General features: G+C 62.4%; 23 protein-coding genes and 1 other RNA gene. 9 read left to right on the plus strand and 15 right to left on the minus strand.

All coding sequences use genetic code 11. The features are described 5' to 3' along the window. Positions 1–95: 95 nt before the first annotated feature. The 6 genes from ACX82Z_RS15435 to ACX82Z_RS15460 all read right to left on the minus strand — a co-directional run bounded on the left by ACX82Z_RS15435 (position 96) and on the right by ACX82Z_RS15460 (position 8,923). The gene (locus ACX82Z_RS15435; RefSeq protein WP_459589963.1) at positions 96–1,724 is read right to left on the minus strand and encodes an ABC transporter ATP-binding protein; all 1,629 of its coding nucleotides are present in this window, start codon (positions 1,722–1,724) and stop codon (positions 96–98) included. Then, positions 1,721–2,872 (minus strand): ABC transporter permease, encoded by a 1,152-nt coding sequence (locus ACX82Z_RS15440; RefSeq protein WP_459589964.1) that lies wholly within the window; start codon positions 2,870–2,872, stop codon positions 1,721–1,723. Before ACX82Z_RS15440 ends, ACX82Z_RS15435 begins: the two co-directional genes overlap by 4 nt. Further along, positions 2,872–3,957: a microcin C ABC transporter permease YejB gene (locus tag ACX82Z_RS15445; RefSeq protein WP_459589965.1), complete on the minus strand. Its 1,086-nt coding sequence runs from the start codon at positions 3,955–3,957 to the stop codon at positions 2,872–2,874. Before ACX82Z_RS15445 ends, ACX82Z_RS15440 begins: the two co-directional genes overlap by 1 nt. A 66-nt stretch (positions 3,958–4,023) precedes the next feature. Further along, on the minus strand, positions 4,024–5,901 hold the full coding sequence (locus ACX82Z_RS15450) for an extracellular solute-binding protein (protein WP_459589966.1): 1,878 nt from the start codon (positions 5,899–5,901) through the stop codon (positions 4,024–4,026). Then, positions 5,898–7,727: an extracellular solute-binding protein gene (locus tag ACX82Z_RS15455; RefSeq protein WP_459589967.1), complete on the minus strand. Its 1,830-nt coding sequence runs from the start codon at positions 7,725–7,727 to the stop codon at positions 5,898–5,900. Before ACX82Z_RS15455 ends, ACX82Z_RS15450 begins: the two co-directional genes overlap by 4 nt. Positions 7,728–7,972: 245 nt before the next feature. Further along, on the minus strand, positions 7,973–8,923 hold the full coding sequence (locus ACX82Z_RS15460; RefSeq protein WP_459589968.1) for a c-type cytochrome: 951 nt from the start codon (positions 8,921–8,923) through the stop codon (positions 7,973–7,975). A 207-nt stretch (positions 8,924–9,130) separates the two neighbouring features. On the opposite strand from ACX82Z_RS15460, the gene ACX82Z_RS15465 reads away from it, so the two are divergent. Continuing rightward, complete coding sequence (locus ACX82Z_RS15465) at positions 9,131–9,874, plus strand: 3-deoxy-manno-octulosonate cytidylyltransferase (RefSeq protein WP_459589969.1); 744 nt, start codon at positions 9,131–9,133, stop codon at positions 9,872–9,874. Beyond that, positions 9,871–10,734, plus strand: a complete 864-nt coding sequence (locus tag ACX82Z_RS15470; RefSeq protein ID WP_459589970.1) for a prephenate dehydratase — start codon at positions 9,871–9,873, stop codon at positions 10,732–10,734. The genes ACX82Z_RS15465 and ACX82Z_RS15470 overlap by 4 nt, the downstream gene beginning before the upstream one ends. Before the next feature lie 21 nt (positions 10,735–10,755). Here ACX82Z_RS15470 and ACX82Z_RS15475 read toward each other — a convergent pair whose 3' ends face one another. The 3 genes from ACX82Z_RS15475 to ACX82Z_RS15485 are packed head-to-tail and all read right to left on the minus strand — an operon-like array spanning position 10,756 to position 12,834. Then, positions 10,756–11,460 (minus strand): uridylate kinase, encoded by a 705-nt coding sequence (locus ACX82Z_RS15475; protein ID WP_459589971.1) that lies wholly within the window; start codon positions 11,458–11,460, stop codon positions 10,756–10,758. A gap of 16 nt (positions 11,461–11,476) precedes the next feature. Then, a complete protein-coding gene (nudC, locus tag ACX82Z_RS15480; protein ID WP_459589972.1) occupies positions 11,477–12,421 on the minus strand; it encodes an NAD(+) diphosphatase in 945 nt (314 codons plus the stop codon). Further along, on the minus strand, positions 12,418–12,834 hold the full coding sequence (locus ACX82Z_RS15485; protein ID WP_459911825.1) for an HIT domain-containing protein: 417 nt from the start codon (positions 12,832–12,834) through the stop codon (positions 12,418–12,420). Before ACX82Z_RS15485 ends, nudC begins: the two co-directional genes overlap by 4 nt. A 125-nt stretch (positions 12,835–12,959) precedes the next feature. Between ACX82Z_RS15485 and ffs the strand changes: the two genes are divergently transcribed. The 4 genes from ffs to ACX82Z_RS15505 all read left to right on the plus strand — a co-directional run bounded on the left by ffs (position 12,960) and on the right by ACX82Z_RS15505 (position 16,302). Beyond that, positions 12,960–13,057, plus strand: an RNA gene (gene ffs, locus ACX82Z_RS15490) — signal recognition particle sRNA small type. 86 nt (positions 13,058–13,143) lie between these two features. Then, a complete protein-coding gene (locus ACX82Z_RS15495; protein WP_459589973.1) occupies positions 13,144–14,988 on the plus strand; it encodes a DNA polymerase III subunit gamma/tau in 1,845 nt (614 codons plus the stop codon). Between the two features lie 15 nt (positions 14,989–15,003). Beyond that, positions 15,004–15,327 (plus strand): YbaB/EbfC family nucleoid-associated protein, encoded by a 324-nt coding sequence (locus tag ACX82Z_RS15500; RefSeq protein ID WP_459589974.1) that lies wholly within the window; start codon positions 15,004–15,006, stop codon positions 15,325–15,327. 180 nt (positions 15,328–15,507) lie between these two features. After that, complete coding sequence (locus tag ACX82Z_RS15505) at positions 15,508–16,302, plus strand: cell wall hydrolase (protein ID WP_459911826.1); 795 nt, start codon at positions 15,508–15,510, stop codon at positions 16,300–16,302. A 1-nt stretch (position 16,303) separates the two neighbouring features. On the opposite strand, the gene ACX82Z_RS15510 is transcribed toward ACX82Z_RS15505, so the two are convergent. Next, complete coding sequence (locus tag ACX82Z_RS15510; RefSeq protein ID WP_459589975.1) at positions 16,304–16,813, minus strand: GNAT family N-acetyltransferase; 510 nt, start codon at positions 16,811–16,813, stop codon at positions 16,304–16,306. A gap of 82 nt (positions 16,814–16,895) precedes the next feature. Between ACX82Z_RS15510 and recR the strand changes: the two genes are divergently transcribed. The 3 genes from recR (at position 16,896) to ACX82Z_RS15525 (ending at position 19,310) form a co-directional block, all read left to right on the plus strand. After that, entirely contained in the window at positions 16,896–17,501 is a 606-nt protein-coding gene (gene recR, locus ACX82Z_RS15515; RefSeq protein ID WP_459589976.1) for a recombination mediator RecR, read from the plus strand. Positions 17,502–17,538: 37 nt separating this feature from the next. Then, complete coding sequence (locus ACX82Z_RS15520; RefSeq protein WP_459589977.1) at positions 17,539–18,771, plus strand: lytic murein transglycosylase; 1,233 nt, start codon at positions 17,539–17,541, stop codon at positions 18,769–18,771. 68 nt (positions 18,772–18,839) lie between these two features. After that, positions 18,840–19,310, plus strand: a complete 471-nt coding sequence (locus ACX82Z_RS15525) for a Kazal-type serine protease inhibitor domain-containing protein (protein ID WP_459589978.1) — start codon at positions 18,840–18,842, stop codon at positions 19,308–19,310. A 44-nt stretch (positions 19,311–19,354) separates the two neighbouring features. Here the strand turns inward: ACX82Z_RS15525 and ACX82Z_RS15530 are convergent, their stop codons facing one another. From ACX82Z_RS15530 to ACX82Z_RS15550, 5 genes are all read right to left on the minus strand, one after another. Beyond that, positions 19,355–20,365, minus strand: coding sequence for an LLM class flavin-dependent oxidoreductase (locus ACX82Z_RS15530; protein ID WP_459589979.1), 1,011 nt, complete (start codon positions 20,363–20,365; stop codon positions 19,355–19,357). Between the two features lie 60 nt (positions 20,366–20,425). Then, complete coding sequence (locus tag ACX82Z_RS15535; RefSeq protein ID WP_459589981.1) at positions 20,426–21,583, minus strand: AI-2E family transporter; 1,158 nt, start codon at positions 21,581–21,583, stop codon at positions 20,426–20,428. An 88-nt stretch (positions 21,584–21,671) separates the two neighbouring features. Then, positions 21,672–22,661 carry a type II secretion system F family protein gene (locus ACX82Z_RS15540; RefSeq protein WP_459589982.1) on the minus strand — a complete coding sequence of 330 codons (990 nt, stop codon included), beginning with the start codon at positions 22,659–22,661 and terminating at the stop codon, positions 21,672–21,674. A 10-nt stretch (positions 22,662–22,671) separates the two neighbouring features. Continuing rightward, positions 22,672–23,676 carry a type II secretion system F family protein gene (locus ACX82Z_RS15545; protein WP_459589983.1) on the minus strand — a complete coding sequence of 335 codons (1,005 nt, stop codon included), beginning with the start codon at positions 23,674–23,676 and terminating at the stop codon, positions 22,672–22,674. Between the two features lie 22 nt (positions 23,677–23,698). Next, positions 23,699–25,180 carry a CpaF family protein gene (locus ACX82Z_RS15550; protein ID WP_459589985.1) on the minus strand — a complete coding sequence of 494 codons (1,482 nt, stop codon included), beginning with the start codon at positions 25,178–25,180 and terminating at the stop codon, positions 23,699–23,701. Positions 25,181–25,213: the final 33 nt, after the last annotated feature.

A 25,213-nucleotide genomic window follows, 5' to 3' on the forward strand; every position in this document is an offset into this window, starting at 1 on the left:
CAACGTGCATTCTGACGAATGCCCGAATTGCTCTTGTTCGTTTTCCCAGCCGCATTTGTGCGACGTCGGACGTTTCCGTCCGACTGCAAAATGCTCTATTCGCTGACGACACCCTTCGGCGCAGTCGCGATGTCGAAGGCGGCAGCGATCAGCGCCTTGGTGTAGTCGGTCTGCGGGTTTTCGAAAATCTGGCGGCTCGGCCCGTATTCGACCACCTTGCCGCCGCGCATGACAATCACATCGTTCGCCAGCGCGCGCACGACCTTCAGATCGTGGCTGATGAAGAGGTAGGCGAGTTGGTGCGCCTTTTGCAGATCGCGCAAAAGATCGACGACCTGCGCCTGCACGCTCATGTCCAGCGCCGAGGTCGGCTCGTCCAGCATGACGAAGCGCGGGTTCAGCACCATCGCTCGCGCGATCGCGATGCGCTGGCGTTGGCCGCCGGAAAACTCATGCGGATAACGAAAGCGCGTTGACGGATCGAGACCCACTTCCTTCAGGACGTCCACCACACGCCCGTCGCGCTCGTCGCGCGACAGCTTCGGCTGATGAATGCGCAGGCCTTCCTCGATGATCTCGGAAACGGACATGCGCGGCGAAAGCGAGCCGAACGGGTCCTGGAAGACGATCTGCATCTCGCGGCGCAGCGGCTTCATCTGGCGGAAGGAAAAATCGTTTATCTGCCGGTCGCCGAGCATGATCCGTCCCGTGGACGAAATCATGCGCGACAGCGCCAGCCCGAGCGTCGTCTTGCCGGAGCCGGATTCGCCCACCACGCCGAGCGTCTGACCCGCCCGCACCGTCACGTCGATGCCGTCGACGGCCTTTACGTGATCGACCGTGCGCCGGAAGAAGCCTTCCTTGATCGGGAACCAGACCTTCACGTCGTCGCCCTTCATGACAACCGGCGCGGTGTCGTCGGCAGCGGGCGGTTCGCCCTTCGGCTCGGCGGCGAGAAGATGGCGCGTGTATTCGTGCTTCGGGTTGGCGAAGACATCAGCCGTCGCCCCCTCCTCGACGATCTTACCCTTCGTCATCACGCAGACGCGGTCGGTGATGCGCCGCACAATGCCCAGATCATGCGTGATGAACAGCATGGACATCTTGTTGCGGGTCTTCAACTCGGCCAGAAGCTCGAGAATCTGCGCCTGAACGGTTACGTCGAGCGCCGTCGTCGGCTCGTCGGCGATCAACAGCTTCGGCTCGTTGGCAAGCGCCATCGCGATCATGACGCGCTGGCGCTGTCCGCCCGACAATTGATGCGGAAAGGCGCCGAGCCGCTTTTCCGGCTCGCGAATGCCGACTTCGTTCAGGAGTTCGAGCGTTCGCGCACGCGCTCGGCTGTTGTTCATCCCACGATGGAGCTGCAGGATTTCGCCGATCTGCCGCTCGATCGTATGCAGCGGATTGAGCGAGGTCATCGGCTCCTGGAAGATCATGGCGATGTCGTCGCCGCGCACCTTGCGCAGCGCCTTCTCTGACAGGCCGAGAAGGTCCTGCCCGCCGAACATGATCTTGCCCGAGGGATGGCTCGCTGCCGGATAGGGCAAAAGCTTCAATACCGAGAGCGCGGAAACGGATTTTCCGGAACCGGATTCTCCGACCAGCGCAAGCGTTTCTCCCGGCGCGATATCGAACGAGATGTGATCGACCGCAACCTGTTCGCGACCGCCTTGCGTAAAGGCGACCGACAGGTCCTGAACGGAAAGAAGCGGCGCGGTCATTTGAACGTCTTTCGCGGATCGAAGGCATCGCGCACGGCCTCACCAACGAAGATCAGGAGCGACAGCATGATCGAGAGCGAGAGGAAGCCGACGATGCCGAGCCAGGGCGCGTTGAGGTTACGCTGGCCCTGCCGCAGGAGTTCGCCAAGCGAGGCGGAGCCGGGCGGCAAGCCGAAGCCGAGGAAATCAAGCGAAGTCAGCGTTGTGATCGAACCGTTGAGGATGAACGGAAGGAACGTCAACGTCGCCACCATCGCGTTCGGCAAAAGATGGCGGAACATGATCGTCGCGTTACCGACGCCGAGCGCGCGGGCCGCGTTCACATATTCGAAGTTTCGCGCGCGCAAGAACTCCGCCCGCACCACGCCCACGAACGCCACCCATGAAAACAAAAGCATGATGGCGAGCAATATGAAGAAGCCCGGCGGCAGGATCGCCGCAATGATCAAGATCAGATAGAGGACCGGGATCGACGACCAGATTTCGATGACGCGCTGGAAGATCAGGTCCGTCCAGCCGCCGAAATAGCCCTGCACGGCACCGGCCGAAACGCCGATCACCGCCGATGCCGCCGTCAGGATCAGCCCGAACAGGACCGAGATGCGAAAGCCGTAGATGACGCGGGCGGCGACATCGCGTGCCTGATCGTCGGTGCCGAGCCAGTTCCAGTTGCCGAGCCGGCAATCGGCATCGTTCGCGCCTTCGAAATAACGCTGGCAGCGGGTCTCGCGGTCGTACATCCAGGACGGGGCGGCGGGAGCGGCAACGGGAATCTCGTTGTTCACCGTGCGGTAGGAATAGCGGATAGGCGGCCAGATCATCCAGCCATTCGCTTCGATCTCGTCGCTGATAACCGGGTCGCGATAGTCCGTCACGGCAAGGAAGCCGCCGAACTTTTCTTCCGGATAGTCCACCACGACGGGGAAAAGGATTTCGCCGTTGTAGGAGGCGATGATCGGCTTGTCGTTGGCGATGAATTCGGCGAACAGCGACAGGACGAACAGGATCAGGAATAGCCAGAGCGACCAGTAGCCGCGACGGTTCGCCTTGAAATTCTGCCAGCGCCGCTTGTTGAGCGGCGACAGCCATGGCCGCGCGACCTTCTCGCGCACTTCCTCGACCTGCGCCTTGGAGAGAATGTCCGACATCACACGTCCCTCCGCTCGAAGTCGATGCGCGGGTCGATCCAGGTGTAGATCAGGTCCGACAGGAGCGCGACGAGCAGGCCGATCAGCGAGAAGATGTAGAGCGTGGCGAAGACGACCGGATAATCACGGTCGAGCACTGAGCGGAAGCCGAGCAGGCCAAGACCGTCGAGCGAGAAGATGTTCTCGATCAGGAGCGAGCCGGTGAAGAACGCCGAGATGAATGCACCGGGGAAACCGGCGATGACGATCAGCATCGCATTGCGGAAGACGTGGCGGTAAAGCACCTGCCGTTCGCTCAACCCTTTGGCGCGGGCCGTGACGACATATTGCTTGCGGATTTCCTCGAGGAAGGAGTTCTTCGTCAAAAGCGTCGTCGTCGCGAAGGCCGACAGCACCATGGCGGTCAGCGGCAAGGTCAGGTGCCAGAAATAGTCGAGGATGCGCTCTGGCCACGACAGATCGGACCAGTTTTCCGAGGTCAGGCCGCGCAGCGGGAACCAGTCGAAGAACGAGCCGCCGGCGAAGAGTACCATCAGGAGGATCGCGAAGAGAAAACCGGGGATCGCGTAGGCGATGATGACGATGCCGCTCGTCCATATGTCGAAGGCCGAACCGTCGCTGACAGCCTTGCGGATGCCGAGCGGAATCGAGATCAAATAAGAGATCAGCGTGATCCAGAGGCCGAGCGAGATAGACACCGGCATCTTTTCCAAAATCAGATCGATGACGGTGATGTCGCGGAAATAGCTCTCGCCGAAATCGAACCGCGAATAGTTCCATATCATTAACCCGAACCGCTCGAGCGGCGGCTTGTCGAACCCGAACTGGCGTTCCAGCTGCGCGATAAATTCGGGATCGAGCCCCTGCGCGCCGCGATAGCCGGACTCGCCGCCCGAATCGAACTGGAAGTCGGACCCGCCGCCGCTCAGCCGGTCGGAAGCGCCGCCGCCCTGCCCGGTAACGTTGGCGATCACCTGCTCGACCGGCCCGCCGGGCGCGAACTGGATGACGATGAAGGAAACAGCCATGATGCCGAGCAAAGTCGGGATCATCAACAGCAAGCGTCGGAGGATATAGGCGCCCATCAGGTCTTTCTGGGGTCCGATTCGAGGATGCTTTTCAGTTGCGTCTTATCACATCGCGAGCTTGTGTCAGCCACGTGAGCCGGTCGCCTGAATCTGATCGGGCCGTGTCCACCACGTATCGAGAATACCCGGATCGTAGGGCGGCGTCGTTTCGGGCCTGTCGTAATAATCCCATGCGGCGACCCATCTCGTCGGCTTGTACCACTGGAAGACGAAATAATGCCCAGCGCGCAAGATGCGGTCGAGCACCCGGTTCGCCGCCGTGAATTGGGCAGGTGTCCTGGCATTGACGATCAGGTCCAGCACCTTGTCGACCGCCGGATCGGCGACGCCGGCCATATTGTACGAGCCCGGCGCATCGGCGCTTTGCGAGCCGAAGAACTGGCGGATGAAACGGTCCGGATATAGCGGCATCGTATAGCGCGAGACGGTCATGTCGAAATCGAAATCGCGCAGGCGAAGCGTATATTGCGAGGCATCGACCACGCGATAGGTCGCCTGAATGCCGAGCCGGCGAAGATTGGCGATGAAGGCATTGTGATGCGGCTCGAAGGAGTTGTCATCGTCGAGGAACTCGATCGTCAGCGGCTCGCCCGACGGCAAAAGCATACGCCCGCCCTCCACGCGGCACCCCGCTTCGGTGAATACCTCCATCGCGCGGCGCGCCTGTGTCCGATCACGCCCCGAGCCGTCGGTGACCGGCGCGACATAAGCTTCCTCGAAAACCTTCGCAGAAAGCTCCTCGCGCAAAGGTTCGAGTATCGCCAGTTCGTCCTCGCCCGGCAGACCATCCGCCTTGTACTCGGTCTTCTCGTAGAAGGACTGCGAACGCTCGAACGAGTCGTACATGATGTTCGCATTCGTCCATTCGAAGTCGAACAAAAGCCCGATGGCCTCACGCACCCATGGATCGGCAAATTTTTCGCGGCGCGTATTGAACGACCAGCCCTGCCCGCCCGACGGGCTTTCGTCGGGAATTTCGAGACGCTTCACACGGCCGTCGTTGACTGCGGGAAAATTGTAATCGACCGCCCAGTTGCGCGAGGTGAACTCCTCGCGAACCAGAATGCGCCCGCCCTTGAAAGCCTCGAAGGCAGCATTCCGGTCCCGGTAATAATCGTAACGGATGCGGTCGAAATTATACCGGCCCTTGAATATCGGCTTGTCGGCCGCCCAGAAATTCTCGACCCGGTCGAGATCGATATAGTTGCCGAAGGAAAAGCCGCCGACGCGGTATGGCCCGGAGCCAAGCGGCGCGTCCGACAAGGTCGCGTCGAAGCGGCGTCCTTCCCACCACGCTTGCGAAAAGATCGGACAACCGGCCGCGATGGTCAAAATCGTGGCGTTGCCGGCATCGGCGGGAATGCGCACCGTAACGGTCCGCTCATCGACAGCCTCTATGGCTTCGACCTGACGCAGATAGGTCGCCAGATTCTCGTGGCCGAACTCCGCCAGCGTCTCCATCGACCAAACGACATCGCCGGCGGTTATCGGCGTGCCGTCGTGGAATTTCGCCTCGGGATCGAGCGCGAAACGCAATTCGCGCCGGTCCTCGCTGATGGCGATCGTCTCGGCCGCATAGGCATAGACCGATCCGATTTCGTCCAGTGTGGAGGTCATCAGCGTCGCAAAGGTCAGTCCCATGCCGAATGCGCCGTTGCCGCGCAAAACGTAGGCGTTCAGCGTATCGAATGTATTGAAATTCTGGTTGTAGGCGCGCGAGGGGGATTGCGTGACGATCCGCCCGCCCCTCGGCGCATCGACGTTCACATAGTCGAGATGCGGAAAATCGGCAGGATATTTCAACTCCCCGAATGCGGCGAGGCCATGAAGCGGTGTGCCAACGGGGGCCTGCGCGAGCAGGCTCTTCGGCAAGAACGGCATTGTGGCACCGGCCGCGCCCAGTGCGAGAAAGGCGCGGCGGTCGAGGGCAAGGCGGCTCATTCGCCTTCCTCATACTCGTCCGCGATCTCGGCTTCGCGATCCTGCAACACCCACCAGGACTGCGTATCGATCCCCGCATAGGCGGGCTGCTGGTCGGGAATGCCGAACTTGTTCCAGATCGCATAGCGCATGGTCGGCTGATAATATTGCGGGATGGTGTAGTAGTTCCACAAAAGCACGCGGTCGAGTGCCCGGGTCGCCGCCACGAGGTCCTTGCGGTCGGCCGCGAAGATGATCCTGTCGATCAGCGCGTCGACGACCGGGTCCTTGATGCCGGGCGAATTGCGCGAACCGGGCGCGTCGGCAGCCTGGCTCGACCAGTAGTCGCGCTGCTCGTTGCCCGGCGATTCGGATTGCGGAAAGCCGTCCGTGATCGCGTCGAACTCGAAGTTTTGCGCCCGCTGCACATATTGCGACGTGTCGACGATGCGCAGCGTCGCGTCGATGCCGATCCGGCGCAGATTATCGATGAAGCCGCCGGTAATCACCTCGGCCGTCGGCGAACCGCCCAGAAACTCGATGCGGAATTGCTGCCCGTTTTCCTTGTTGACCATGCGCCCGTCGCGGATCGCCCAGCCTGCCTCGTCGAAAAGCCGCACCGCCTCGCGCAGATTGTTGCGGGTGGCTTGCGGCGTATCGAAGACCGGCAGCGTGAACGCGTCGGTGAAGAGTTCTGGCGGCAGTTGGTTGCGATATTCTTCCAGAATCGCCAGCTCCTCGCCCTCCGGTAGCCCGCTCGATGCGAGTTCGGAATGCTGGAAATAGCTCGATGTGCGCTCGTTGAGATCGTAGAACTGGAGGCGGTTCTGCTCTTCGAAATTATAGGCGTAGGTCAGCGCCTCGCGCACCCGCCGGTCCTGAAAGCGCTCATGGCGCATATTGAAAACAAAAGCCTGCATCTGCTGGATGCCGCCGGCCTCGAATTCGCGCTTGACCACGTCGCCTCGCTCGAAGGCGGGGAAGTTGTATTCGGTCGCCCAGCGCCGCGTGCTCAATTCACGGCGCGCATCCTGAAAGCCGCCCCGCGTGAAGGCCAGAAACTGCGCATTGTCGTCCTGAAAATAGGTAAAGGTCATCCGGTCGAAATTGTTGCGGCCGACATTAACCGGCAGTTCGGCGCCCCAATAATCTTCAACCCGTTCCCACACGATGTTCGAACCCGCCTCGAACGAGGAAATCTTGTAGGGTCCCGAGCCGAGCGGGACTTCGAGCGTCGGATTGGCGATGTTGCGCTGTTGGCCGCGCGCGTTCTCGCCCTCCCACCAGTGCTTCGGCAGCACGGTCAGATCGCCCATGATATGCGGCAATTCGCGATTGCCGGTCTGGTCGAAGGTGAATTCGACCTCGTGATCGTTGAGGGCGACGGCGCCGGTCACATTCGCATAATAGCGGTTGTAGAGCGGGCTGATCTCCTTCAGCTTTTCGAAGGACCAGACCACGTCCTCGGCGGTGATCGGCTCGCCGTCATGCCAGCGCGCGCGCTGGTCGATGCGATAGGTCGCCGAGGAATAGTCATCGGGATATTTGAAGGCGTCGGCGATAAGGCCGTGGCTGGTGCCCGCCTCGTCCGTCGACTGCTGCATGAGCGTATCCCACAAAAGTCCGCCGAACTGCGAGAAGCCGGCGGCCGGGGTGCCGCGCACGATGAACGGATTGAAGCTGTCGAACGTGCCGAAAGTGGACGAATTCATCGTGCCGCCCTTCGGTGCGTCGGGGTTCACATAGGGGTAGCGCGTGAATTCCTCGGCCGGCTCTTCCGTCGTGATGAGCGAGGACGTGGTGCGCCATTCGCCGCCCGTTTCCTGCGCGTCCTGCGCGCCGGCCATGCTTATGCCCGCGGCGAACAGCGCCGAAACGACTCCCGACCTTGTGGCCACGTTTCCAAACCAGCTCAGTCCCATACGAAGCAGCTCCTTGTTTGCGATGCACAGACTAGCCGATCGGACGCGTTTGGAAACCGGCAAGCACACGAAACTTGGCAGAGCGCCGTTTCGTCGCGCAACAAAAAAGCCGGGCAAAACCCGGCTTTTTCGTGATTACGGAGATTACGATCCCGTTAGGTCCGGGTTCGTTAGTTCTGGGCCGGAGCGCGCGGCTCCTCGTCCGTCGTCTCGCCATCGGCGGCCGGCTGACCGGCGTCGGTCTCGGGGGATGCTTCCGTGCCATCCTGATCGGCCGTCGGCTCGGCAGGTGCAGCTTCCGTCGCTGGCCCCTCATCGGTTTCGGTCGCATCTGTATCGGCCGGAGCAGCCTCGTCACCGTTCGTGGCGGGCGCGGCGTCCTCGGCAGCCGGTGCAGCTTCCTCGCCTGCAGGAGCGGCGGCATCGCCATTTTCTGCAGGAGCAGCGCCTTCAGCCGGCGCGGCCTCACCGTTTTCAGCGGGCGCAGCCTCACCTTCTGCGGGAGCGGCTTCGCCGTTCTCGGCCGGAGCTTCGTCGCCAGCAGCCTCGTCACCGGCAGGTTCTTCTGCGGCGGCAGGCTCGGGCAACGGCAGCGGGCTGTCGGACTGCTGGTTGAGATAGGCGATCAGGTTCGCCTCTTCCTGCGGGTCGCGAATGCCGGCGAACGCCATCGTTGTGCCGGAAACGTACGAACGAGGGTTCACCAGGAAGTGGCTGATGTTTTCGAATTCCCACTGCTTCGTGCCGCCCTCGGAATAGGTCGTCATCGCACCGGAATAGGAAAAGCCTTCATGCGAAGCAACGACGCGGCCGACGACGCCCCAAAGGTTCGGGCCGACGCGGTTGGCACCGCCCTGCTCGACCGTGTGGCACGACGCGCAACGGCGGAAGGTCGATTCGCCGGCAGCCGGATCGGCGGTCGCCAGAAGGTCGAGCGCGCTCGGGCCTGCATCGGCAGGCGCTCCGCCGGCAGCCGGCTCGTCCGGAACCTCGATCGCGTAACCAGGGGTTTCAGGCGCATGGGACGCGAAAATTGCGTCCGACGCGATGCTGACCGAAAAGACGACGAACACGACGCCGAGAAACGCGCCGATCAGCTTGTTCAGTTCAAATGAGTCCATCTACCCAAGGCTCCAAGGTTCGACCGGGGTGATCCGCCGCGCGGACGGCGCGCGCGGCAATACGTCCCCCAACCCGGTCGTGCCGGTGAAAATCGCGCGGAAACTAGGTCTTTTGCTAACCGAAGGCAACACATATAAGGGCGTTTCCACGTGAGACCTTTTGCCACTTTCGCGGGCGATAACGCAGTTCAGGATTCATCAGCCGGCATGTCCCGCCTCGTTCTCATTCCCGCCCGCATGGCCTCGACCCGATTGCCCGGCAAGCCGCTGGCCGAAATCGCTGGTATCCCGATGATCGTGCAAGTCGCGTTGCGCGCCGCCGAAAGCGGCGTCGGCAGGATCGCCGTGGCGACAGATACGCCGACGGTCGCGCAGGCCGTCGAAGCGGCCGGTTTCGAGGCCGTCATGACGTCCGACGGCCATCAATCCGGGTCCGACCGCATCCACGAAGCGCTCCAGACGATCGATCCGCAAGGCGATATCGAAACGATCGTCAACCTTCAGGGCGACCTTCCCACCATCGAGCCGGCGCTCATCGCGACCTGTGCTCAGACGCTGGAAAGCGGCGACGCGGACATCTCGACGCTCGGCGTCGAGATCGTCGACGAAGCGGAAAAGCCCAATCCGAACGTCGTCAAGATCGTCGGCTCACCGATCGGAGACCATCGCCTGAGGGCGCTTTACTTCACCCGCGCCACCGCGCCATGGGGCGAAGGTCCGCTCTATCATCATATCGGCATCTATGCTTATCGGCGCGCCGCGCTCGACCGGTTCGTATCGCTCGGACCAAGTGCGCTCGAAACGCGCGAACGCCTCGAACAGCTTCGCGCGCTCGAAGCCGGCATGCGGATCGATGCCGCGATCGTGTCATCCGTGCCGCTCGGCGTCGACACGCCCGAAGACCTCGAACGCGCCCGCGCCATACTTTCAGCAGGACCAGTGACCGCATGACGAAGACCAACAAGATCGCATTCCAGGGCGAGCCCGGAGCCAACTCCGACACAGCCTGCCGGAACATGTTTCCCGACATGGAACCGCTGCCCTCGGCGACCTTCGAGGATGCGTTCAACGCGGTCGAAACCGGCAAGGCCGATCTCGCCATGATCCCGATCGAAAACACGATCGCGGGCCGCGTGGCGGACATCCATCACCTTTTACCCGAATCGAAGCTGCATATCGTCGGTGAATATTTTTTGCCTATCCATTTCCAGCTCATGGTGCTGCCCGGCACGGAGCTGAAGGACATCAAGTCCGTCCACAGCCACATCCACGCGCTCGGCCAGTGCCGCAAGATCATTCGCAAGAACAAATGGAAGCCGGTCGTCGCAGGTGACACGGCCGGCGCGGCCAAGCAGGTGGCAGAGGACGGCGACAAGAGCGCCGCCGCGCTCGCGCCTATTCTCGCGGCGGAGCTTTACGGCCTCGACATTCTGGACCGAAACGTCGAGGACACGGATAACAACGTCACCCGTTTCGTCGTCCTGTCGAAAGAAAAGTCGTGGGCGGAGCGCAAGAGCACCGACGATTTGATGATGACCACCTTCGTCTTTCGCGTCCATAACATCCCGGCAGCGCTCTATAAGGCGACAGGCGGCTTTGCGACCAACGGCGTCAACATGACCAAGCTGGAAAGCTACCAGCTCGGCGGCACGTTCTTCGCCTCGCAGTTTTATGCCGATATCGAAGGTCACCCGGACGACATCAACGTCGCGCAGGCGCTCAAGGAACTCGATTTCTTCTCGAAGGAAGTGCGCATCTTCGGTGTCTACCCGGCCGCGGAGTTCCGGGTCTCGCAGCGATCGGGCGACTGACCGCAAAATGCAAGCGTCTGCTCATCGTCCTTGATAGATGTCGGGCAAACGACCGTCTTTGCGGACATGTAGCTGCGGCCAGTCAAAATCCTCATTTTTCAGGATGACATCTGCAAAGCGTTCCGGCAAACAAAGACGCTCGTAAAGGTTGTAGGCGGGACGGTATCGTTGTGCGTAGAGTTGACGGGCCGCCTCCAGCCCACCCAACCTTTCCGCATCTCGCATACATCCCCTATCCTCGGAAACGTCTTGTGACGCGGCCACGAAAATCACAACATCCCAGCCATCGTGCAGCTCGGGTCGCTGTAGAAATGTCCCATCGACTATCAGCAGTGCGTCGGGTGCGGCCAACAATGGCGTTTGTTCGACTGGCTGGTCGTTCTCCAGATCAAATGACAACGTGCGATAAAGCCGTGCGCCGCCCGGTCCCAATGGGTTCAGCAGCAACGTTCTGATCGCCGAAAGATCACGCGCATCGTAATAATAGCCTTCTGCGGAATATCGGCCACGTCGGTAACGCTCGGACTTTGGGTGGTGGAATCCATCGATTGACGTCCTTATGACGGGGCGACCCTCTTCTTTGACGCGGATTGCCAGTTCATCCGCTAAAGTCGTTTTCCCAGACGCGGTGCGTCCGTCAACCGCAACCCTGACAGGATGCTCGAGTGACAGACGCGCGAGCCCCGCAGCCAAGCCTCTTATGACCGAATCTCTTTTTGCAGCCATTCTTCAGCCTCGCTAGCTATCGCCCCGCGTCCATCCACGCACGGATCAGATGGCTGGCGATGGCGGCGCGTGGCGGCACGATCAGGCCGTCCGGATGCGTGCCGGCCAGCATCTTTTCCACTTCCGGCCGTTCGAACCAGCGGCAAGCTTCCAGTTCGGTGAAATCGGGCGTCAGATCCTCGTTCAGCGCCTCGCCGAAGCAGCCGATCATCAAGGAATGCGGAAACGGCCAGGGCTGGCTCGCATGATAGGCGACACGGCCAATGCGCACGCCCGATTCCTCGAACGTCTCGCGGCGCATCGCATCCTCGATCGTCTCACCCGGTTCGACGAAACCGGCGAGCGTTGAAAACACGCCCGGCGCGAAATGCGGGCTGCGGCCCATCAGGCAGCGCTTTTTCGTCACCGTCAGCATGATGACGACGGGGTCGGTACGCGGAAAATGCTGGGTGCCGCATTTCGTGCATACCCGCTTGTAGCCGCCGATTTGCGATTCCGTTTCCGCGCCGCACTTTCCGCAGAAGCGGCAATTCGCGTTCCAGGCGAGCAGCGACGCTCCCTGCCCGACCGCTCCCAGATCGTCGGCGACCAGCAAGCCCTGACTGTTCAGCGACCGCAGGTCGATAGCCTTCATGCCGTCGGGCAGATCGTCCGGCTCTAGACTGCCCGGAACGGCGATAACGGGACCGCCCTCATCCGTTCCCAGAAGAACGGCATGCCCCATCTTCGCGTCGAGCGCCGTTGCCTCGTCGAGCGTGAACCGGCATTGCGGCGCATCGCCGTCCATCTTCAGGCAAAGCCTGCCGCCGCGCAGGATCAGGACGGACAGAAGGGGATCGGCAAGCGCATCGGGGAGCGAATTTTCGGAGCGGTTCTCGGACTGCCGGTCGATCCGGTTGCCGGCAAAGCCGACGAATCGGCTCGGCTCATCGGCCGGCCTGTTGAAAAGAGAAAACGTCACAGGCGACCTTTGATGGTGTTGACGAAGGAATGCAGGTCCTCGCGCCGGTAAGGTTCGGCCTGCCCGAAACCCCAGACCGGACCGGGCCAGTTGGAATCGCCGGTTCGCCGCGCGACGACATGGACGTGAAGCTGGCGCACCACATTGCCGAGCGCGCCGGTGTTGATCTTGTCGCAGCCGGTGGCTTCCAGCAGCGTTTTCGACACGAGATTGGTCTCGAAGGACAGCATCGCCTGGTCGAGCGGCGTCAGATCGTGGATTTCCACGGCACCGGGGCGTTGCGGAATGAGGACAAGCCACGGCCAGCGCGCATCGTTCATGACCCGCAACTCGCAAAGGCCGAGCCAGGTCACGTCCTGCGTGTCGCGTTCGAGCTTTCGGTCTAGCTCGAAGCCGCCCGCCTTATGCGGCATGTCCATGATCCCTCCTCGTCAAGGATGAGGTGAGGCTAGAGCGTTTCGCGGCCGGATGGAAGCGGATCGTTGCGGCAACATATGCGGCCTTGCATTCATCCGCCGAATTGCCGATATGGAGCGCGGGAGGTTGGTGGTGGACGAGCCACTCGCCAACCGGGTCAGGTCCGGAAGGAAGCAGCCCCAACGAGCTTCGGCACGGGTCATCGTGCCAGCCTCCCACCCTTTCCTCACTTCCGGGCGTTGACGCGCGGCCCCGAGGAAGACGACACTCGCGCCGCGAGACATTCAAAGGGCATCAGCGAGGTCATGGACGACACCCCGGATACGGAACAGAGCCGTTCACAAGGCCCCTACCGGGTGCTGGCGCGCAAATATCGTCCGCGCGACTTCACAGCCCTCATCGGCCAGGAGCCGATGGTTCGCACGCTCACCAACGCTTTTGCCACCGGCCGCATCGCACAGGCGTGGATGCTGACGGGCGTGCGCGGCGTCGGCAAGACGACGACGGCCCGCATTCTGGCGCGCGCGCTCAACTACAAGACCGATGAGGTCAGTCAGCCGACCGTCGACCTGTCCGTACCCGGCGAGCACTGCGAAGCCATCATGGAAGGCCGTCACGTCGACGTCGTCGAGATGGACGCCGCCTCGCATACCGGCATCGACGACATCCGCGACATCATCGAACAGGTCCGCTACGCGCCCGTTTCGGCGCGCTATAAGGTCTACATCATCGATGAGGTTCACATGCTGTCGACGCAGGCCTTCAACGGCCTGCTGAAGACACTGGAGGAACCGCCACCGCATGTGAAGTTCATCTTCGCGACCACCGAAATCCGAAAAGTTCCGATTACGGTCCTGTCGCGGTGCCAGCGCTTCGACCTGCGCCGTATAGACGCTGGCCTGCTCACCGCCCATCTGCGCGGCATTTCCGACAAGGAAGGCGTAACGATCGACGACGATGCGCTCGCCATGATCGCTCGCGCGGCGGAAGGTTCGGTACGCGACTCCCTGTCCATCCTCGATCAGGCGATAGCCCACGGTTCGGGAACGGTGACGGCGCAGGCCGTGCGCGACATGCTCGGCCTTGCCGACCGGGCGCGCGTGATCGATCTTTTCGAACTTCTCATGAAGGGCGACGTCGCCGGCGCGCTCAGCGAATTGCGCAGCCAGTACGATGCCGGGGCCGATCCAGCGACGGTGCTGACCGATCTGGCCGAATTCAACCATCTCGTCACGCGCATCCGCTTCGTGCCTTCGGCTGCCGACGACGCCTCGATCTCGCAGGAGGAGCGCCAGCGCGGGCGTGAGATGGCCGATGGTCTTTCGGTCCGCGTCCTGTCGCGCACGTGGCAGATGTTGATCAAGGGCATCGGTGAAGTCCAGACCGCATCGCGCCCCGTCAGCGCCGCCGAAATGGTGTTGATCCGCATCGCCCACGCATCGACGCTGCCGACACTCGACGAAGCGTTGAAGTCTCTTGAAGGCGGTGCTCCTGCCCAGTCGATCCCGAATTCGCAGCCGCCATCCGCGCCGCGCGCATCAATGCCGCCGCCCTCGCCCGCACCGGTCGATGCCGTCGCCGCACAACCCGTGACGGTCGCGACGAATGGCGGTGGTCAGGCGATGCGCCTCGTCAGGACCGAGCCTGAACCGGCCCCGGCGATCGCACAGCCCGCCCCGGAACCCGAAGCGCCTCCGGCTGGTCCGTGCATAACTTCGCTCGCCGACATCGTGGCACTGGCGGACGCCAATCGCGACATGGCGCTCAAGGTGCAGATCAAGCAATATGTTCGCCCCGTGCGTATCGAGCCGGGCCGCATCGAGGTCAGCCTGACGGAGGATGCGCCGCGCCTGCTCGTCAACGATCTTTCGACGCGGTTGCTTAGCTGGACCGGCCGGCGCTGGATCGTGACCGTCTCGCGCGAGCGCGGCGGCGACACGATCGCCGAGCAGGAACGGGCACGGCGCGACAGCGCGTTTCTCGACGCGCAGAACGATCCGGCAGTCGCCGCCATCCTCGCCAGTTTCCCCGGCGCGAAAATCATCGACGTGCGCCTGCCCGATGCGGCGGAAGTGCCCGAATTGGAGATCGACGCTGACGACGTGCCTGTAGATCCCGGTATCGGCGATCTGGACGACGACGAAATCTGATCAACGGAGACGACCATGAAAGACCTTCTCGGCATGATGGGCAAGGCCCGCGAAATGCAGGCGAAGTTCCAGCAGATGCAGGAAGAACTCGCCAATGTGGAAGCGTCCGGCCAGTCGGCCGGCGGCCTCGTCCAAGTGACGCTGGCCGGAAAGTTCGAGATGAAGTCGCTCAAGATCGACCCGTCTCTCTTCAAGGAGGACGATGTCGAGATTCTCGAAGACCTCATCCTCGCCGCGCACAATGATGCCAAGGCCAAGGTTGAGGCAATCATGCAACAGAAGACACAGGAACTGACCGCCGGCCTGCCGATCCCTCCGGGCATGAAGATGCCTTTTTAAATGCTTCGGAAAGGCGCGATTAACCTTTTTACAAGGTGTTGCGGCGAAAACGGAAGGAACATCTGTTTCTGACCGCGGCTTGCCGGCACGGGCGCGGCGTATAGCGCCTGCCCCTTTTTCGCCGTAAATCGCCCGTTCAAAACAATCACGCAACGGCGGGGGCCGTTCGGAGAGGTTTGTATCGTGTTCTTTCGGCTCCCGGCTGCCGCGACGGCGGTTGCACTGTCGCTTTTGGTTTCCGCCTGCACGTCCAGCAGTGATCTCCTCGACGATGTCGTGACGTCCTCGGTCAAGCCCGTCGCAGCGACCTCCGACAATCGCGAATGCATGGCGCGCGCCATGTTCTTCGAATCGCACCGCTCAAGCCGCGAAGGGCTGGTCGCGGTTGGGTCGGTGGTCATGAACCGCGTGGAATCGGGTGAATATCCCGACACGATCTGCGGAGTGGTCGGCCAGAAGAACCAGTTCGCGCCCGGTGTCATGACGCGGAAGATGAACTCCAAGGCGCTGCCCGACGTGATGGCCGCTGCCGACGCGGTTTTGGCCGGCGAGCGCCACCCTCTCGTTCAGGACGCCAAATTCTTCCACACAGCCGGGCTGAATTTCCCCTACCCCAACATGCATTACGTGCTGAAAGCCGGCGGCAACGCGTTTTACGAAAAGCGCGGCAAGCAAGAGCGAGCCGCCAATGGCGTGCGCAAGCAATCGCAACTGGCGTCGGCCGGCCGTATCGAGGGCAAGGGCGCGCGCGTTCAGCAGGTCGCCGCAACGGCACCCGCCCCCCAGCCGCAGGCGGAGCGTTTCGGAACGGTAGAGGTTGCGCAGACGGCAACTCCGTCGCAGGCGCAGATCGCCGCGACACCGGTTGCCACGGACATGCCCGCGACGGCGCTGTCCTTCGACATCGAGCCTGCCAAGGCCGACGCCATCGGCGCCCTGATCGCCAGCACGAAAAAGCCCGCACCGGGGCAGTAGCTCAAGGGATCACCCGCTCCATCAGGACGACAGGCAGCGCCACGCCTTCACCCATTTTGGTTTCGACGATCTTCAGTCGGCGAAAGCCCGCAAAGGCGTAGAATGGCTCGGCGGGTAAGGTGGACTGGCTCATCATCCGCTCGATCTTGGCCGCATGCGCCTGGCGGAGACAGTACCGCAGCAATGCCGAGGCCGTGCCACGCCGCGCGAAACGCGGATCGGCAGCAAAATGGCGGATATGCGCAACGCCCTCGTCCACCTTGCCGGTTCCTGGCTCCTCTCGGGTCCAGCCGCCACACGCTGCCGGCTCGCCGTCCAGTTCCGCGACATAATAGGTCCCGCAGGCAAGCAGCTGTGGATTGGGCCGGGACATCAGCGGAATGGCTGCGACGAGAGCTTCTCGATCATACCGCTCGTCGTCAAGTGTTGCATAGGCGGCCCCGATCAGCGCGGCGAGCGTGTCATGGTCCGAAGGCGCTGCCCTACGGATGACGACGTCGCTACTTCCCATGCTGTGTCCTCCTTACACCAAAGATAGCGAGCCTTTGCTGGCCACGCTACCCAAACCTCCCAAAACGCATTACATCGCCGGCATGTCGAAAAGAATCGCCGGCCCCGAGATCGAACGCCTGATCCAGCTTCTGGCCAAGGTGCCAGGGCTTGGGCCGCGCTCGGCCCGGCGCGCGGCGCTGCACCTCATCAAGAAACGAGAGCAGCTTTTCGTGCCTCTCACCGCCGCCATGGGCGAAGCGGTGGATAAGGTGTGCGTATGCTCCACCTGCGGCAATGTCGACACGTCCGACCCCTGCACGATCTGCACCGATCCGCGCCGCGAGGATGCAACGCTGATCGTCGTCGAGGACGTCGCCGATCTGTGGGCGCTTGAGCGCGCGGCCGCGATGAATGTGCGTTATCACGTTCTCGGCGGCACGCTTTCGCCGCTCGACGGCATCGGACCGGACGATCTCAACATCAAGGGACTGATCGACCGCGTGGCGCAAGGCGACGTTTCTGAGATCATCCTTGCGGTCAACGCCACGGTCGAGGGCCAGACCACCGCGCACTACATCACCGACCAATTGTCGAGCTTCGAGGTCAAGGTCACTCGCCTTGCGCATGGCGTGCCGGTTGGCGGTGAACTTGACTATCTCGACGAAGGCACGCTGACGGCCGCCTTGAAGTCGCGCACCGCCTTCTGACACACTGCGCCCGAATCGCCATTTCGGGAGATGCCGCGTGATTATCATTTTCAGGGCGCTGGCCTTCATCGCCATTCTCGCCGCCGCCTCCCCTGCGCTCGCCCAATCGGTCGAGCAGCAGTTCCAGTCGTGGCTGCGCAACGATCTTTGGCCCGAAGCCTCGCGCGCAGGCGTATCGCAACAGACTTTCGACGCCGCCTTTTCAGGCGTCAGCGCCAATCTCGACCTGCCCGACCTCGTCATGCCCGGCCAAGCCGCGCAGACTCCACAGCGCCAGCATCAGGCCGAGTTCGGATCGCCCGGCTCCTATTTCGCAGAGAACATCATCGGCGGCGTGGCTGCCGGCGGACGCCAGCGGGCGGGTTATCTCTCGGGCGTCCTGAAGGAACTGGAAGATCGTTATGGCGTGCCGCGCGGCATCCTGCTCGCAGTATGGGGACGCGAAAGCGGATTCGGCACGGCACGCATTCCGCACAACGCTTTCCAGGTGCTCGCCACCAAGGCGTTCATGGCAACGCGCAAGGACATGTTCCGTGCCGAAACGATTGCCGCCCTCCAGATGGTCGAGCGCGGCTATGTGCGGGCTTCGGACATGAAATCCTCTTGGGCAGGCGCGCTCGGTCAGCCGCAATTCCTGCCCACCTCCTATCTCGAACACGCCGTCGCGCATTCGGGCGGCCCGCGTGCCGACATCTGGAATTCGGAGGCCGACACGCTTGCCTCGATCGCCAACTATCTATCGCATTTCGGGTGGGTACGCGGGCGCGACTGGGGGTTCGAGGTGAACTTGCCGACGAACGTGTCCTGCGCGCTGGAAGGGCCGGATCGCGGCAAGCCCATTTCGGAATGGGCGGCGATGGGTGTCACGCGCGTTTCCGGCCGACCGTTTCCCGGCCACGAATTGCGCGGCGAAGGCTATCTGATGATGCCCGCCGGCCGTTCCGGTCCAGCCTTCATCGTGACGCCCAATTTCTACGTCCTGAAGGAGTATAATGAGAGCGACCTTTACGCGCTCTTCGTCGGCCATGCGGGCGACCGCATCACCTACAATTCCGCGCCCTTTACTGGCACATGGGGGCGCGTCGGTGGGCTGATGCGCTCGGACGTTGCGGCGATGCAGACCGGACTTCAACGTCTCGGCTACGACACGGGTGGGGCGGACGGACTGGCAGGTTTTCGCACGCGCCGCGCGATCGGTGACTGGCAGGCGCGCAATTCGATGACGCCGACCTGCTTTCCTGACGCAGAAATCGTGCGGCAGCTTCGATAACCGACTGGAACCGGCCGCCCGTTTCACGCATTGTTGATCTCGGGACGGGACCATTCGGAGGGAAATCGATGCCCAAAATCCAATTCAGAAGCTGGCATGCCGGCGTTCTTGCCGTGGCCGCTGCCGGCATTCTCGCATCCTGCGTCGTCGTTGACGAGGGACCGAGACCGTTGCCGCCTCGTCCGGGACCAGGACCAGGCGGACCGGTCATGTGTACGCAGCAATACGACCCGGTTTGCGGAGAACGGCGCGGCGATCGGCAGACATTCGGCAATGCCTGCATGGCCGACGCCGAAGGCTATCGCATCATCGCGTCCGGCGAATGCCGTCGCGGTGGTGGTGGCTCCGGCGGTGGATGGGATCGCCCCGGACGGCCAGGCGGCGGCTCAGGCTGGAATCGCCCGGGACGACCACCACAGGCATGTACACGCGAATACGCGCCGGTCTGTGCCGTTCAGGGCAACCGGCAGCAGACATTCGGCAATTCCTGCGAGGCGGAAGCTGCAGGCTGGCGCATCCGCCGCAGCGGCGAGTGCTGATCGGCTAAACACAAGGAAAAGGCCGGCGCGAAGCCGGCCTTTTTCTATTCGGCCGCTTCGGCCATGGCTGAGAGGCCGCTTACCTCTGCCAGGATTTCGAACGACCTGACGCGCGCGGCGTGATCATGGACCTGCGCGGTCACCATCAACTCGTCAGCACCCGTGCGTGCGATGAACGCGTCGATGCCGGTCTTGACCGTTTGCGGCGAACCGACGATTGCGCAGGTGAGAGCCTGATCCAGCATCGCCTTTGCCATCGGATCGATGCCGGCCGTGAAGTTCCGGACCGGCGCGGGCAGCTTGCCTGGCCGTCCCGAGCGCAGGTTCACGAAAGCCTGCTGGAGCGACGAAAACAGATATTCGGCTTCCTCGTCTTCCGGCGCCGCGACAACATTGACCCCAAGCATCACATGCGGCTTGTCGAGATGTTCGGACGGCTCGAAACGCGTGCGATAGACTTCCAGCGCACGGTCGAGTTCGGCAGGTGCGAAATGCGAGGCGAAGGCGTAGGGAAGGCCGAGCGCAGCCGCAAGCTGCGCTCCGTAAAGGCTCGAGCCAAGTATCCAGACCGGCACGTTCGTTCCCTCACCGGGCACCGCGCGCACGCGCTGGTTCGGCTCGGCGGACTTGAAATAAGACATCAGCTCGATCACGTCGTTTGGAAACTGGTTCACGTCACCCGAAAGGGAACGCCGCAAGGCATGTGCGGTAAGCTGATCGGTGCCGGGCGCGCGACCCAGCCCCAGATCGATCCGTCCGGGATAAAGCTCTGCCAGCGTGCCGAACTGTTCGGCGATGACGAGCGGCGAATGGTTCGGCAGCATGATGCCGCCTGCGCCGACACGGATGCGCGAGGTCGCGCCCGCGACATGTCCGATCACGACCGACGTCGCGGCGCTCGCGATACCGGGCATGTTATGGTGCTCGGCGAGCCAGTAGCGGTGATAGCCAAGCCTCTCGGCTTTTTGCGCAAGGTCGCGCGTATTGGCCAGCGCCTGCCGCGTCGTAACGCCGTCTGGCACGGGCGAAAGGTCGAGTACGGAAAGGCGGGTCATGGCATCATCCAGGTTTTGTTGTGACCCCGGATATAGGAAGGGTGTCGGCGCGCGCAAATGTCAGGGCGCGACCGTCTTGGCTTCATCCTTGTCCTCGTCGGCTTCCTCAACGGTCTGCTGCGCGGACAGAAAATTTCCGACATGGCTCAGACTGTCGAAATGATCGCAGAAGACCTTGATGATGACGAGCAGCGGCACCGCGATCAACGCGCCGACGAAACCCCACAGCCATGACCAGAAGGCGACGGCGATGAAGATGGCCACCGCGTTGATCTCCAGCCGCCGCCCGACAACCAGCGGCGTGATCATGTTGCCCTCGACAATGGTGCAGGTCATGACGAAAAGCGGCGCCACCAGCGCAAAGGCAAAGCTGTCGAAGGATACGATGGAAATCACGGCGACGAGCAGGATGGTGGTCGCCGCTCCGACATAGGGCAGGAAATTGAGCAGCGCGGCAGCCGCGCCGAAGACGATCGGCGTCGGCATCCCGATAACCCACAACCCTGTCCCGATGACGACGCCCAGGCAGGTATTGATGATTGAGATCGTCAAAAGGTAGCGCGACACCTCGCGCTCGACATCGTAGACGACGCGCAGCGCACGTTTCTTTTCGCTCAGCCTCGTGAAGGACTGGACGATCTTCTCGTAGAACATCGTGCCGGAAGCCAGCAGGAACAGCGACAGGACGAATGTGATCGCGGCAGTCGTACCAGCCGACAGGACATTGCCGGCCGCGCGCGAAATGATGCCGGGCTGCGAGACGACGACACGCTGGATGTCCGTCTCGCCGGCTGTTTCGGCGACTTCATCGACCTGCCGCGACATCTCCATGAAACGTTCGAAGGGACGGCGGAAATCCTCCATGCGGTCGGAGAGCTGGCGGCCGATCTGCGGGGCGTTGTTGACCAGATCGATCGCCGGACCGGACAGCATGTACCCCGCCGTCACGATGCCCATCATTGACGCGAAGACGAGAAGCGTCGCCGACAGCGCCTCCGGCACGCCGCGCTTCTTCAGGAAGCGGACGATCGGCGTCAGCATTAGCGCCAGAAGAAAGGCGAGCAGGACAGGAAGGAAAAAGTCGCGCGCGAAATAGAGCACGTAGACGAGTGCGAACAGGAAAAGCCCGAGCATGAACCTGCGGATAAGACGAAGATCCCTCGTCCCGGCGTCGGGCTGCGACGGGCCGGGAACGGCAGGCTGCGGATCGGTTTTCATGGCGCGGTTCCCCTACCCTGTCCGCGGTGTGCGGATGGTTGGAGAAACGCTTGCGAATGGCTTTTCGTTCCTGCGCCTGAGGCCGGCTTCAGAACATTCCCTGCTGCGAAATCTGGATGCCAGCCGGCCCCAGAATGACCGCGAAAAGAACGGGCAGGAAGAAAACGATCATCGGTACGGTCAGCTTCGGCGGCAGAGCGGCCGCTTTCTTCTCGGCTTCGGTCATGCGCATCTCGCGGCTTTCTGCCGAAAGAACGCGCAGGGCTTGCGCAACCGGGGTGCCGTAGCGCTCGGCCTGGATCAAAGCCTGGCTGACCGAACGCACAGATTCCACCCCCGTGCGGCTGGCAAGATTTTCATAGGCCTGACGCCGCTCGGGCAGGAATGACAGTTCCGCATTGGTCAGAACCAGCTCTTCTGCCAGTTCCACCGATTGCGAGCCGACTTCTTCGGCCACGCGCCGGAATGCCGCCTCGACCGAATTGCCCGATTCAACGCAGATCAGCATCAGGTCGAGGGCATCGGGCCAGGCCCGCTGGATCGATTGCTTGCGCTTCGTCGCCTTGTTCGAAACGTAAAGGACCGGCGCGTAAAAGCCCGCATAGGCCGCAAGAATGCAGGCGAACAGACGCACGAAAAGCGGCTTGTCGCCAAGCACGCCCAGCACGAAAACATAGAAGACCGCGAAGGCCAGAAACGCGAATGGCAGCACAAGGCGGAAGAACAGGAACTTCGTCAGAGGGTTCTGGCCGCGGAAACCGGCCATGCGCAATTGCGAGACTGTCTTGTCGTCGGCGAGCGCACGGCGAAGGTCGAGTTTCTCGACGATCGAGCGCATGCCCTTGGATTCCTTTTCGCGCAAACCCTTGCGGCGACGTTCGGCCTCGCTGGCTAGGCGCGCCTTTTGCTGGGCGCGCAACTGGTCGCGCTCCAGCGCAACGGCCTTCATCCGCGCCTTGAGCGGGTTTCCGCTCAACGCCGGCAGCGCGGTGAACAGCGTGGCGAACACCGCGACCGATACAAGAACCGCCAGCAGAAAGCTGGGGTCCGTAACGACACTGACGACTGATCCGGTCACGACGCCACCTTTAGAAATCGAAATTGATCATCTTGCGCATCATCAAAAGCCCCATCGACATCCAGACGCCCGAAACCAGAAGGATCAGATGTCCGGTGCTGGTCGTGAAGAGAGGCATGATGTAGCCGGGGCTCGACAGGTAGACGAGCACGGCGACGATGAAGGGCAACGCGCCGATGATCCACGCGGACGCCTTGGCTTCCATGGAAAGGGCCTGAATCTTGGCCTTCATTTTCTTGCGGTCGCGCAGCACCTTCGACAGATTGCCGATCGCTTCCGAAAGATTGCCGCCTGCCTGGCTTTGAATCTGGATCACGATACCGAAGAAGCTTGCTTCGGCAGCCGGCATCGTTTCCGGCATCTTCAGCACCGCATCAGGCAGCGAGAGGCCCAATTGCTGATGCTCGACGACGCGCTTGAACTCGCTGCGGACCGGCTCAGGCGATTCACTTGCGATCATGCGCACGGCGTCGTTCAGCGGAAGACCGGATTTCACGGCGCGCACGATGACGTCGAGCGCGTTGGGAAACTCGTTCAGGAACGCCTTGACGCGCCGCGCGCGCATAAAGGTGACGAACCAGCGCGGCAAACCCATACCGCCGGCGATCATCGCGCCGAGCGACAAAAGGATGGGGGCTCCGAGAATGATGAAGACGAGGAAGAGCCCGATGCCGGTGAAGGCCGAAATCACGTAGAATTTCTGCATCGACATGGTGAGGCCGGCCTGCCGGATCTGCACCTTCAGCGGCGGCTTGTGCTTGCCCTGCCCGCGCGCCTTCTGCTTTTCCTCAAGATCCTTGAGCGTGTCCTGAACCGACTTTCTGCGCTTTGTCGCTTCCGCCATCCGGTCGCGCGAGGCACGGACGACGTTGCGGTCGGTCTCGGCGTTGCGCACGGTTTCGAATCTGCGCCCGGCCTGGCGTTCGTTCTGCACCTTCGAAAACAAGAGCCCGTAAGCGAGCGCACCAGCGCTCACCGTTGCAAGCACCACGAAAAGGATCAGGCTGCTATCCATCTGCGCGCTCCCCGAATCCCGGTCACTGGCTTGCTTCCATCGCTTCGAGGGCCGCGGCCACGCGCGCTTCCTCGCCGTAGTAGCGGGCGCGGTCCCAAAATGCCGGTCGTCCGACGCCGGACGAGACATGCGAGCCGATCAGCCGCCCGTTGGCGTCCTCACCCCTGATCTCGTAGGTCATCAGGTCCTGGGTAATGATGACGTCGCCTTCCATGCCGATCACCTCGGTGACATGCGTGATCCGGCGCGATCCGTCGCGCAGGCGCGCTGCCTGGATGATGATGTCGATCGAACCGACGATGATTTCGCGCACTGTCTTTTGCGGCAGCGTGAAGCCGCCCATCGCGATCATCGATTCCATGCGGTTCAGGCATTCGCGCGGGTTGTTGGCGTGGATCGTGCCCATCGAGCCGTCATGGCCTGTGTTCATCGCCTGCAACAGATCGAACACTTCGGGTCCGCGCACCTCGCCGACGATGATGCGTTCGGGACGCATGCGCAGGCAATTCTTGACGAGGTCGCGCATGGTGATCTCACCCTCGCCCTCAAGATTGGCAGGGCGGGTTTCGAGGCGCACGACGTGCGGTTGCTGAAGCTGAAGCTCGGCGGAGTCCTCGCAGGTGATGACGCGCTCGTCGCGGTCGACGTAATTGGTCAGGCAGTTGAGCAGCGTCGTCTTGCCCGAGCCGGTGCCGCCCGAGATGATGACGTTGCAGCGCACCCGGCCGATCACCTTGAGAAGCTCCGCACCCTCGGGCGAGATCGACCCGAAGCGCACGAGTTGGTCGAGTGTCAGCTTGTCCTTCTTGAACTTTCGGATCGTCAAGGCAGCGCCGTCGATGGCGAGCGGCGGTGCGATGACGTTCACACGGCTGCCGTCCGGCAGGCGCGCGTCGCAAATCGGCGAGGATTCGTCGACACGTCGGCCGACCTGGCTGACGATGCGCTGGCAGATATTCAAAAGCTGCAAATTGTCGCGAAAGCGTATCGACGTCTGCTCGACCCGTCCCGCGACTTCGATGAAGACCTGCGTGGCGCCGTTGACCATGATATCGGCGATATCGTCGCGTGCTAGAAGCGGTTCCAGCGGGCCATAGCCGAGCACGTCGTTGCAGATATCCTCGAGCAGTTCCTCCTGCTCGGAGATCGACATGGCGAAATTCTTGATCGCGATGATGTCGTTGACGATGTCGCGGATTTCCTCGCGCGCGGCGTCGGGTTCGAGCTTGGCGAGTTGCGAAAGGTCGATCGTGTCGATCAGCGCCGAGAAGACCTGGCTCTTGGTGTCGTAGTAATTGTCCGAACGCGGACGCGCGGACGCTGCCGTGCGCTTTGGCTCAGGCGCCAGCGGCGGCGCGGGATCGACTTGCCGGCGTGCAGGTGCGTTGTCGGCAGGCCGCTCGTCGAGCGTCAACGATTCGGCAGCGGGCGCGGCCTTCGCCGGTGCTTCGCGAAATTCGGGGATCGTGCGGCTTCCGCCATCATTTCCGCGCTTGCCAAACATAAAGTCGCCCGCCTGCCTCTGGCTCTGTTTTCA

It is taken from the genome of Aliihoeflea sp. PC F10.4, assembly GCF_054612275.1.